Below are 9,867 nucleotides of genomic sequence, written 5' to 3' on the forward strand. Positions count from 1 at the left end.
GTAGTCGAGCCTGATCCGGGCTGCCTCGAGCCGCGGGGCGGACGCCTCCAGGTAGCCGTGCACGGTCTCGATCCGGGCGCCGAGGGCCTCGAGGCCCTTGACGTGCAGGTCGATCCCTCGGTGCCCGAGGTTGCACCCACCGGGTAGGGCGACGCGGGCCCGCCCGGTCCGGGCGACCAGCGGACCCATGACCGCGGTGGAAGCCCGCATCCGGCGGACCGGCTCGTAGGGCGCCTCCGCTCCCAGCTCGGCCGGGACATCCACCTCGACGGCGTTCTCGCCGACCCACCGGACGGCCACCCCCAGATGGTGCAGGACGTCGCTCATCGTGGCGACCTCCGCCACCCGGGGCATCCTGGTCAGGAGGCTGGTACCCGGGGCGAGCAGGGAGGCGGCGAGCAGCTTCGTGGCTGAGTTCTTGGCTCCCGCGGCCGTCACGCGGCCCTGGAGGGGCATCCCGCCCTCGATCACGAACATATCGGCCATACGACTCTCCGAGGGGGTAGCGGCCACCTGGGGGTGCCGGACACGTCGGTGCCCCACAAGGCTAGCCCAACCGACCGCCGCGGGGCGCGCGCGCCTGGCGCGCGTCTGCCCCTCCTCGCTACCCTGGGTCGGCTCTCCCCCGACTCAGCGGAGGTACGACGATGCGCCGGATATCCCTGACCCTCGCCCTGGCGGCCCTGTTGGCGGGCGTGGCACCGCCCGCATCGGGCCACGAGAAGGGGTCGGCCGGGGCGCGGGAGCGCTTCGGGCGCGTCGTCCGGGTCTTCGAGGCCCGCGGGCACACGGCCTCCGCGCGTGGCTCCTCGAGCACCTGCCCGGCGGCGGCTACCTGCGGTGAGTACCGGGTCGGGCGGGCGCGGTGGGCGGTCGACGGGTCCGGGGTCGCGGCGATGAACTACCGGTACAACGACGCGGGCCGTCCCTCACGCGCTCCCGACGCAGCGACCGTGCACGCGGCCGTCCGCGCGTCCGCGGCCGAGTGGAACCGGGTGAACCCGGCGACGAGGTTCGTGGACGCGGGCACGACCACGGCCCGGCCGGGCGCGCTGGGGTCCGACGGGACCTGCGACGACGGCGTGAACTCCGTCGGCTGGCGGCCGATGTCGACCGGGACGATCGGACTCACCTACATCTGCTACGACCGGCGCACGTATCGGATCGTCGATATCGACACCGCGTTGAACGCGAGCCTGGGGTGGGCGAGCTTCTCGGCCGCCTCGCCGACCGCCAGCTCCTACGACGTGCGGTCTATCGTGACGCACGAGCTCGGGCACTGGCTCTCCCTGTTCGACCTCAGGACGTCGCGGTCGCGCGGCCTGACGATGTACGCGAGCGCGGGTCCCGGCGAGATCAACAAGAGGACCCTCGGCCTGGGGGACGCCCTCGGGTCCCACGCCGCGTACCCGTGCGGCACGCGGTGCGTGAGGTCCGGGCTCGTCTCCGACTAGCGGACCCGCTGGGGCGCCCGGACGGGCGCGGAGGGGGGTCCGGTCGCCCCGTGCTTGCGCCGGGCGGCCACGACGGCCGCGGCCAGCATCACCGTCGCCAGGACGACCGCCAACGGGGCCCGGGAGCCGGGTTTCTCGATCGTCAGCCGGGTGCTGGCCGTCACGTTCTCGGACCCGTCGAAGGCGACCAGCTGGACGGTGTGCTCGGCTCGCGCCGGGAGCCGGTCGGTGGGGGCGGCGAGCCTGACGAGGGCGGGTCCGGCCTCGAAGGTGCCGCGGGTGGAAGCGACCACCTCATCACCTCTCATGAGGCGGGCCGAGACCTGGGCCGCCTTCGGGACGACGAACCTCACCTCGACCTCGGCCCGGTCCGCCCCCCGGGGGACCTCGACCAGCCCGGGAGCGGCGACCCCCGATAGGACCAGCGGGAGGTCGTGTCCGGTGGGCGGCTCCAGCTGCAGCGTCGAGCCCGGACCCGGGCTGACCCTCCAGGTGCCGAGCGTGGAGGCGGCGAGCTCGTTGCGCCCCTCTCTGACCCGGAACGCGCCGTCCCCGGACACCCTCGTCTCCTCAGCCCCGGACCGCAGTCCCACGCGCAGCTTCGTCGCGCCCGTCCATCGCTGGGGCTTCAGTCCGCCGTAGTAGGCGCCCAGGATGGCCACGTGGTCGTCGCCCCTGTCCGCCCGTCCCTTCGCTCCCCACTGGCTCATCCCGACCCCGTGGCCGTATCCGCGTCCGTCGACCCTGAAACCGTCCGCCTCCTTCGTGACCGTGAACCTCGACGAGGGCAGGGTGATCGGAAGGAGCCGCCCGTCGGAGCGCTCGGAGGGGAAACGGCTGGGGTACAGCCGGTGCGCGGCGTCGCTGACCTCTCGCCGGAACCGCACGATGTTCATCTCCAGCTGTCCGCCCTGGGTGCGGATCACGAGCCGGCGGCGGTCCGGGTCCGCCTCTATCGTCTCGAGGACCCCCGCGAGGTCGAACGCCTTGCGCAGGATCTCCCGCATCTCCTCGTACGTGAAGCGGACCGTCCAGGAGCTCAGCGGGGACACGCTGTCCGGCTCGTCGGCGACGCCCTCCAGGTAGGGATGCGCACCCGAGGAGGGGTAGACGATCTCGTTGGGCAGCGTCCTGCCCCCGGAGGAGGCGTGGTACCGGGCCAGGATGGGCTCCCCACCGTGCAGCAGCACCTGTCCGGCCGTCTCCCGCACCGCGCGCACCCACCGCTCGCCCCCCCGGCGGCGTTCGGCCGAGACCCCGCTGTAGACCTGGCAGGCGACCGTCCCGCAGATGTCGTACCCCCGGGAGCGGTAGGCGCCGTTGGTCATCTCCCACAGGGCATAGGTCCTCGCCGCGACGGCCTGGGCCTTCAGCGCCTCCAGCGGCCAGGACGGGGGGACCTCGGCGATCCCCATCACGTACGACTCGAGGTCGACCACGTTGACCACGGACAGCCCCGCCCCCGACCGGCGGACCTCCAGGTCGCCCCGGTAGGATCCCCGCCCCTGAACCTGCAGGACGCTCCCGTCCGCCGGCTCGAACGTGACCGGGCCCCCGTAGGGGGCGGCCGACGCGGCGGGAGCGGACGCGACGAGGAGGGAGAGGGCGACGACGGCGAGGGCACGGGTGCGCATCGGTCCCATCGTACGGGGGCCGATGCTCCGTGTCGGCGATCAGGTGTTGAGGAGCCCGGCCTCCGCCGCCGTCCTCAGCCGGTTCGCATTCCGCATCAGCTTCGCCCGGTTCTCCGGCGTGTCGGACTCGGCGATGCGCCTCTCCGCCTCGTCCTTCTGCGCCTGCGCCCGGCTGAGGTCGATCTCCTCGGCGAGCTCCGCTCGCTCGGCGAGGATCGTCACCTGCCCCTCGAACACCTCGAGGAACCCGCCGTGCACGGCCGCGTACGTCTGCGCGTCAGCGGTCTGGATCACGAGCCGCGAGTGACTGAGCGCGCCGAGGAACGGCGCGTGCCCCGGCAGGACACCGATATCGCCCCCGTCGGAGCGCGCGATGAGGAAATCGGCCTCGCCCGACCACAGCTCCCTGTCGGGCGTGACGACGGACACCTGCAGCGGCACGTCTAGACCTCGGCTCCCATCGCCCTCGCCTTCTCGGCCGCCTCGTCGATCCCACCGACGTAGCGGAAGGCGTCCTCCGGGAGGTGGTCGAACTCGCCCGACGTGAGCCTCTCGAAGGACTCGATCGTCTCGGTGAGCGGCGTGTACTTGCCCGCAATTCCGGTGAACTTCTCGGCGGTGAAGAAGGGCTGGGACAGGAACTTCTGGATCTTCCGCGCCCGGGCGACGACGACCTTGTCCTCCTCGGTCAGCTCGTCGATCCCGAGGATGGCGATGATGTCCTGGAGGTCCCTGTAGCGCTGCAGGATCTCCTGCGTGCGTCGGGCGACCGCGTAGTGGCGCTCACCCACGTACTGCGGCTGCAGGATGCGGCTGGTCGAGTCGAGCGGGTCCACCGCCGGGTAGATGCCGAGCTCCGCGATCTGCCGCGAGAGCACGGTCCGGGCGTCGAGGTGGGCGAAGGTCGCGTGGGGAGCCGGGTCCGTCAGGTCGTCGGCGGGCACGTACACGGCCTGCAGCGACGTGATCGACCGTCCACGGGTGGAGGTGATCCTCTCCTGCAGCTCACCCATCTCCTCGGTGAGGGTCGGCTGGTACCCGACCGCGGACGGCATCCGCCCCAGCAGGGTCGAGACCTCCGACCCCGCCTGCGAGAACCGGAAGATGTTGTCGACGAACAGGAGCACGTCCTGCCGCTCCACGTCGCGGAAGTACTCGGCGATGGTGAGGGCGGAGAGGGCGACCCTGAGGCGCACGCCCGGCGGCTCGTCCATCTGGCCGAACACGAGCGCCGTCTTGTCGAGGACCTCCGCCTCCTGCATCTCCAGGTAGAGGTCGTTGCCCTCGCGGGTGCGCTCCCCCACCCCCGCGAACATCGAGACGCCTCCGTGCTCCTTGGCGAAGCGGGCGATCATCTCCTGGATGATCACGGTCTTGCCGACCCCGGCTCCCCCGAAGAGGCCGATCTTGCCTCCCTTCACGTAGGGGGCGAGGAGGTCGATGACCTTGATCCCCGTCTCGAGCATCTCGGACTTTGGCTCGAGGTCGCTGAACTCCGGCGGGTGGCGGTGGATCTCCCAGCGGTCGGAGGGCTCGATCCTCTGCCCGTTGTCGATCAACTCTCCGACCACGTTCACGAGGCGGCCGAGGATCTCGTTGCCGACCGGCATCTTGATGGACGCCTGGGTGTTGATGGCGTCCGACCCACGCGTCAGACCGTCCGTCGGCTGCATGCAGATGGCCCGGACCCGGTTGTGTCCGATGTGCTGTGCCACCTCGGCCGTGATGACCCGGCGCTGTCCCTCGGTCTCGCGACGGCGGATCTTGAGCGCCTGGTTGATCTCAGGGAGCGCGTCCGGCGGGAACTCGACGTCCACGACCGGACCGATCACCGACAGGATCCGTCCCCGCAGCTTCGGATTCTCCGCGACCAGGCGCTCGATCCCCTCCCACTCCTCGCGCTCCTGGTCGGCGATGGTCCATCCCTTGGTCTCCATGGCTGCTCCTAGCTCCTCAGGGCCTCGGCACCGCCGACGATGTCGGCGATCTCGGACGTGATCTCTGCCTGGCGGGCCTGGTTCGCGACCCGCGTGTAGAAACGGATGAGCTCCTCGGCGTTCTCGGTCGCCGACGACATCGCCCGGCGACGCGCGGCGTGCTCGCTGGCCGCCGACTCGAGCAGCGCCTGGTAGACCTTCACCTCGATGTAGGTCGGCAGCAGCTGCCCCAGGATGTCGGCCGGCGCCGGCTCGAACTCGTAGATGGGCGGGTACTGCCGGCCGCCCTCGATCTCCTCTGCCGAGACCGGCAGGACCTCCACGGCGACGGGCCGCTGGGTGAACATCGACGCGAACTCGGTGTACAGGATCCTCGCGCTCCCGATCCGGCCGCCCAGGAAGTCGTCGATCACCCTCTCCGCCACCTGCTGCGCGTCCTGGTAGGAGGGGGTCTCGGAGAAACCGACCCACTGGTCCTCCATCGGGATGCGCCGGAACCTGAACGCGGAGACGGCCTTGCGCCCCACCGCGTACAGCAGGACGTTGGACGCGCCGAGCTCCCGGCGGGTGCGCTCGGACAGGCGGAGCACGTTCGCGTTGTAGGCCCCGGCCAGTCCGCGGTCAGCCGTGATGACTATCAGCCCGGTGGGGGCCCCCTCGTGACGTTCGAGCAGGGGGTGCTCGAGGCGCTCCGTCGTGGCAGCCAGGTTGCGGATCACCGACCCGATCCGGTCGGAGAAGGGACGGGAGGCGCGCACGCGGCGCTCCGCCCGGATGATCCTCGACGCGGCGATGAGCTCCATCGCCTTCGTGATCTTCTTCGTCGACTGGATCGACCGGATCCGCCGCCTGGTCTCCCGGAGCTTGGCTCCCATCGCTAGACGGCCGCCTCCTCGCGGTTGCTCAACGACGCCTGGAAGGTCTGCTTGAACGCGGACACCGCGTCCCGGAGCTTGAACAGGATCTCGTCCGGGAGATCGCCGGCCGTGCGCAGGTGCTCGAGGATCTCCGGGTGCCGCGACCTGACGTACTCGAGCAGCTCCCGCTCCCAGCGCTGGATCTGCGCGACCGGGATGTCGTCGACGAAGCCCGGGATGTCCTTCGCCGGGAGCCCGGTGCCCGAGAAGATCGACACGACCTGCTCCTCGACCGGCATCGGCGAGTACTGGGGCTGCTTCAGCAGCTCGACCAGGCGCGCTCCACGGTTCAGCTGGGCCTGGGACGCCTTGTCGAGCTCGGACCCGAACTGCGCGAACGCCTCGAGCTCCCGGAAGGCGGCCAGGTCGAGTCGGAGCGTGCCGGCGATCGTCTTCATCGCCTTGATCTGGGCTGCCCCACCCACCCGGGAGACGGAGAGACCGACGTTCACCGCCGGCCGGACCCCCTGGTAGAAGAGGTCCGTCTCCAGGTAGATCTGACCGTCGGTGATGGAGATCACGTTCGTCGGGATGTAGCCCGAGACGTCCCCACCCTTCGTCTCCACGACCGGCAGCGCGGTCAGCGAGCCCGCGCCGAGCGTGTCGTTGAGCTTCGCGGCGCGCTCGAGCAGACGCGAGTGCAGGTAGAAGACGTCGCCGGGGTACGCCTCCCGCCCCGGCGGACGCCGCAGCAGCAGAGAGATCTGCCGGTACGCGTCGGCCTGCTTGGACAGGTCGTCGTAGACGACGAGCGCGTGCTCGCCCTTGAACATCCAGTAGGCGCCGATGGCGGCCCCCGAGTACGGAGCCAGGTATCGGTAGGGAGCCGGGTCGGACGCGCCGGCCACCACGATCACCGTGTACTCCATCGCCCCGTGCGCCTCCAGGGTGGCCTGGAACTCACGGATGGTGGAGGCCTTCTGTCCGATGGCGACGTAGATGCACTTCACGGCCTTCGGCGTGCCCCAGTACTGACGCTGGTTGATGATCGTGTCGATCCCGATGGTCGACTTGCCGGTCTGGCGGTCGCCGATGATCAGCTCCCGCTGACCGCGGCCCACGGGCGTCATCGCATCCACGGCCTTGATCCCGGTCTGGAGGGGCTCGTGGACCGGCTGACGGTCGATGACCCCGGGGGCCTGGATCTCGAGCGGACGGTAGCCGTCCTCCGCGATCGGACCCTTGTCGTCGAGCGGACGTCCCAGGGCGTCGACGACGCGGCCGAGCATCCCGTCGCCCACCGGGACGGACAGGATCCGCCCCGTCTGACGGACCGAGTCCCCCTCCTGCAGCAGCGAGGCATCCCCGAGGACGATGGCGCCGACGGAGTTCTCCTCCAGGTTGAATGCGAGCCCCTGCAGGTTGTGCGGGAACTCGAGGATCTCGTTGGCCATGCAGTTCGGGAGTCCCGACACGCGCGCGATGCCGTCACCGGTCTCGAGGACCCGGCCGACCTCCTCCACCTGCGCGGTGGGCTTCCAGTCGCTGATATGCGTCCGCAGGGCGGACGCGATGTCCTCGGGTCGGAGAGTGAGCTCAGCCATCTAGGGTCACCTCTGTGTGAGTCGCGTGGACAGCTCTTCCAGCCGACGGCGGACGGTGCCGTCGATCACCTGGTCGCCGACCTTGGCGTAGATGCCGCCCAGGATGCTCGGGTCGATGACCACCTTCACGTCCACATCCTTACCCGTCGCCCGTCCCAGCGCAGCGGACAGCCTCTGCTGCTGCTCCTCGTCGAGATCGGTGGCCGACCGCACCTCGGCGACCACCCGGTTGCGCTCCTGCGCCGCGAGGCTGTTCAGCGACTCGACGATCTCCGGGAGCTCCCGGGTGCGGCCCTGGGAGACCACGAACCCGATCAGGTTCCGGGTGTGCGGCGAGGCCTGAGCGCCGAGGATCTCGTCCAGGACGGCCTGCTTGCGCTCGTCGGGGACCGCGATATCGGTCAGGGCGGACCTGAGCTCGTAGTTCTGCTCCAGGACCTTGGCGAACCGGAACAGCTCGTCGGTCACCCGATCGAGCTGGCCCTCGGCCGAGGCCACCTGGAGGAGCGCCCTCGCGTACCCGGTGATGAGGTCCCCGGCCATCTCCGTCAGCTCCCCTGTCCGTCGGCGCCGACCGACGCTATGAACTGGTCGACGAGCTGACGCTGCGCCTGCGGGTCCGTCAGCTCGCGACCGACCACCCTGCGCGCGGCCTCCAGGGAGAGGTCCGCGACCTGGGACTGCAGCTCGGTGAAGACCCGGCCGCGCTCGGCCTCGGCCTCGGTCCGGGCGCGGGCGACGATCTGCCGCGCCTCCTCCTCGGCTCGGGCCACGATGTCGCGAGCGCGCTGCTCGGCCGCCGCGGTCTCATCCCGCATGATCTGGTCGGCCTGCGTGCGGGCCTCGGCGAGCTGGCGGCGCAGCTCCTCCCGCTGCTCCTCGGAGTCGACGCGCGTCTGCTCCGCCTTCTCCAGCTCGCTGCGGATCGCCTGCTCGCGCGCCTTGAGGCCCTCGCGGAGGCGGGGGAAGACGAAGAACGCCATGAACCCGAAGAAGATGGCGAACGCGATGGTGCCGAAGATGAGCTCGTCGGGCATCGGCAGAACGGTGCGGGTCGCGCCGCCCTCCGCCGCCTCCTCGGCCGCTCTGGCAAGCAACAGCTGGTACATGGTGTCTCCCCTCTCAGCCGATGAGGAAGAAGAGGACGAAGCCGAGCAGGGCGAGCGCCTCGGCGAGCGCGAACCCTAGGAACATGATCGGCCGGACGAGCCCTGCGGCCTCCGGCTGACGCGCGATCGCCTGGATCGCGTTGGAGAACACGAGCCCCACCGCGATCGCGGGACCGATCGACGCGAGGCCGTACACCAGACCCTGCCCGATGGGGGCGAGGTTCGCGGCCTCGGCCGCCTGTGCGAGTAGCTGCATGTTGCCTGCCTCCTTCCGATACCTGCTGTTGTCGTGTCAGTGCTCCGGGTGCATCGCCCCGGCGATGTACACCGCGGTGAGGATCGTGAAGATGAACGCCTGGATGCCCGCGATGAACAGCTCGAACCCCACGAGGATGATCGACATCACGAACGGGAACGGGGAGAGCACCCGCAGCAGGATCCCCTCTCCGTGGAGCAGGAAGTAAGCGGTCGCTCCGAAGAAGATGGCCAGCATCACGTGCCCCGCCACCATGTTCGCGAAGAGTCGGACGGCGAGCGTGAGGGGCCGGAAGATGAGGGTGGACAGCACCTCCACCGGGGTGAGGATCAGGTAGATCGGCTTCGGGACCCCCGAGGGGAACATGATCCCGCCGAAGTAGTGGCCGAACCCCTGGCTGCGGATACCCACGAAGAGGAACAGCACGTAGGAGAGCAGCGCGAGGAAGGCGGGGAAAGCCATCCGGCTCGTGATCGGGAACTGGATGCCGGGGATTATGCCGAGGACGTTGAGGGAGAAGACGAAGAAGAACATCGATGTCAAGAACGGCATGAACCTCTCGCCCTCGGGTCCGATCGTGGGATGGACGATGTTCTCCCGCACGAAGTCCACCCCGACCTCGAGGAAGTTCTGGAGCCCGGACGGGACCAGCTTGAAGTTCGCGAAACCGATCACCCAGATCAGCGTGAGCAGGGCGACGGTGGCGAACAGGAAGACGATCATCCAGGACAGGTGGAACGTGATCCCGGCGAGCTTGTAGGTCGCGAACGGGACCCACTCGAACAGCTCGGCGATCGTCGGTACGTGGAACTCCGCCCCTTCGGCGGCAGCAAGGAGTCTCATCGGGCCATCCTCCAGGCAGGCACGTAGGACTTGCGGGCGTAGGCGACGCACTCGGCGCCTAGCAGCACGGCGAGGGTCGCACAGAACGAGACGGCGAGAGCGGGCCTGTCCACCCAGGCGAGCGAGGTGGCGAGGCTGAGGGCGGCCAGCACCCCGCCCATCCGCACCACCCA

11 protein-coding genes are annotated in these 9,867 nt (G+C 70.0%); 1 reads left to right on the forward strand and 10 read right to left on the reverse strand.

Features of this window, described 5'->3' with window-relative positions; translation table 11 throughout:
* Positions 1-486: UDP-N-acetylglucosamine 1-carboxyvinyltransferase (locus VM840_05365; GenBank protein HVL81004.1), on the reverse strand; the 486-nt coding region annotated here is incomplete at its 3' end.
* A 161-nt stretch (positions 487-647) separates the two neighbouring features.
* On the opposite strand from VM840_05365, the gene VM840_05370 reads away from it, so the two are divergent.
* Positions 648-1,454: a hypothetical protein gene (locus VM840_05370; protein HVL81005.1), complete on the forward strand. Its 807-nt coding sequence runs from the start codon at positions 648-650 to the stop codon at positions 1,452-1,454.
* On the opposite strand, the gene VM840_05375 is transcribed toward VM840_05370, so the two are convergent.
* Genes VM840_05375 through atpB form a run of 9 tightly spaced genes read right to left on the reverse strand, consistent with a single transcriptional unit; the run spans position 1,451 to position 9,694 of the window.
* Positions 1,451-3,088 carry a SpoIID/LytB domain-containing protein gene (locus VM840_05375; GenBank protein ID HVL81006.1) on the reverse strand — a complete coding sequence of 546 codons (1,638 nt, stop codon included), beginning with the start codon at positions 3,086-3,088 and terminating at the stop codon, positions 1,451-1,453. The genes VM840_05370 and VM840_05375 overlap by 4 nt on opposite strands.
* A 39-nt stretch (positions 3,089-3,127) precedes the next feature.
* Entirely contained in the window at positions 3,128-3,529 is a 402-nt protein-coding gene (locus VM840_05380) for a F0F1 ATP synthase subunit epsilon (GenBank protein HVL81007.1), read from the reverse strand.
* Between the two features lie 2 nt (positions 3,530-3,531).
* Positions 3,532-5,025, reverse strand: coding sequence for a F0F1 ATP synthase subunit beta (gene atpD / locus VM840_05385; protein HVL81008.1), 1,494 nt, complete (start codon positions 5,023-5,025; stop codon positions 3,532-3,534).
* An 8-nt stretch (positions 5,026-5,033) separates the two neighbouring features.
* Positions 5,034-5,900 (reverse strand): F0F1 ATP synthase subunit gamma, encoded by an 867-nt coding sequence (locus tag VM840_05390; GenBank protein ID HVL81009.1) that lies wholly within the window; start codon positions 5,898-5,900, stop codon positions 5,034-5,036.
* Positions 5,901-5,902: 2 nt separating this feature from the next.
* Positions 5,903-7,486, reverse strand: coding sequence for a F0F1 ATP synthase subunit alpha (atpA, locus tag VM840_05395; protein ID HVL81010.1), 1,584 nt, complete (start codon positions 7,484-7,486; stop codon positions 5,903-5,905).
* 6 nt (positions 7,487-7,492) lie between these two features.
* Positions 7,493-8,029: an ATP synthase F1 subunit delta gene (gene atpH / locus VM840_05400; GenBank protein ID HVL81011.1), complete on the reverse strand. Its 537-nt coding sequence runs from the start codon at positions 8,027-8,029 to the stop codon at positions 7,493-7,495.
* 5 nt (positions 8,030-8,034) lie between these two features.
* Positions 8,035-8,595: a F0F1 ATP synthase subunit B gene (gene atpF, locus VM840_05405; protein ID HVL81012.1), complete on the reverse strand. Its 561-nt coding sequence runs from the start codon at positions 8,593-8,595 to the stop codon at positions 8,035-8,037.
* Positions 8,596-8,608: 13 nt separating this feature from the next.
* A complete protein-coding gene (gene atpE / locus VM840_05410) occupies positions 8,609-8,851 on the reverse strand; it encodes an ATP synthase F0 subunit C (protein ID HVL81013.1) in 243 nt (80 codons plus the stop codon).
* 36 nt (positions 8,852-8,887) lie between these two features.
* Positions 8,888-9,694: a F0F1 ATP synthase subunit A gene (atpB, locus tag VM840_05415; protein ID HVL81014.1), complete on the reverse strand. Its 807-nt coding sequence runs from the start codon at positions 9,692-9,694 to the stop codon at positions 8,888-8,890.
* Positions 9,695-9,867 lie beyond the last annotated feature (173 nt).

The organism is Actinomycetota bacterium, from assembly GCA_035540895.1.
Lineage (GTDB): Bacteria > Actinomycetota > JAICYB01 > JAICYB01 > JAICYB01 > DATLFR01.

What these genes read in the sequence shown, in the direction of transcription:
- VM840_05370 (HVL81005.1), top strand. Translation starts at nt 648, where the DNA reads ATGCGCCGGATATCCCTGACCCTCGCCCTGGCGGCCCTGTTGGCGGGC.
- VM840_05375 (HVL81006.1), bottom strand. Translation starts at nt 3,088, where the DNA reads ATGCGCACCCGTGCCCTCGCCGTCGTCGCCCTCTCCCTCCTCGTCGCG.
- atpD (HVL81008.1), bottom strand. Translation starts at nt 5,025, where the DNA reads ATGGAGACCAAGGGATGGACCATCGCCGACCAGGAGCGCGAGGAGTGG.
- VM840_05390 (HVL81009.1), bottom strand. Translation starts at nt 5,900, where the DNA reads ATGGGAGCCAAGCTCCGGGAGACCAGGCGGCGGATCCGGTCGATCCAG.
- atpA (HVL81010.1), bottom strand. Translation starts at nt 7,486, where the DNA reads ATGGCTGAGCTCACTCTCCGACCCGAGGACATCGCGTCCGCCCTGCGG.
- atpH (HVL81011.1), bottom strand. Translation starts at nt 8,029, where the DNA reads ATGGCCGGGGACCTCATCACCGGGTACGCGAGGGCGCTCCTCCAGGTG.
- atpF (HVL81012.1), bottom strand. Translation starts at nt 8,595, where the DNA reads ATGTACCAGCTGTTGCTTGCCAGAGCGGCCGAGGAGGCGGCGGAGGGC.
- atpE (HVL81013.1), bottom strand. Translation starts at nt 8,851, where the DNA reads ATGCAGCTACTCGCACAGGCGGCCGAGGCCGCGAACCTCGCCCCCATC.
- atpB (HVL81014.1), bottom strand. Translation starts at nt 9,694, where the DNA reads ATGAGACTCCTTGCTGCCGCCGAAGGGGCGGAGTTCCACGTACCGACG.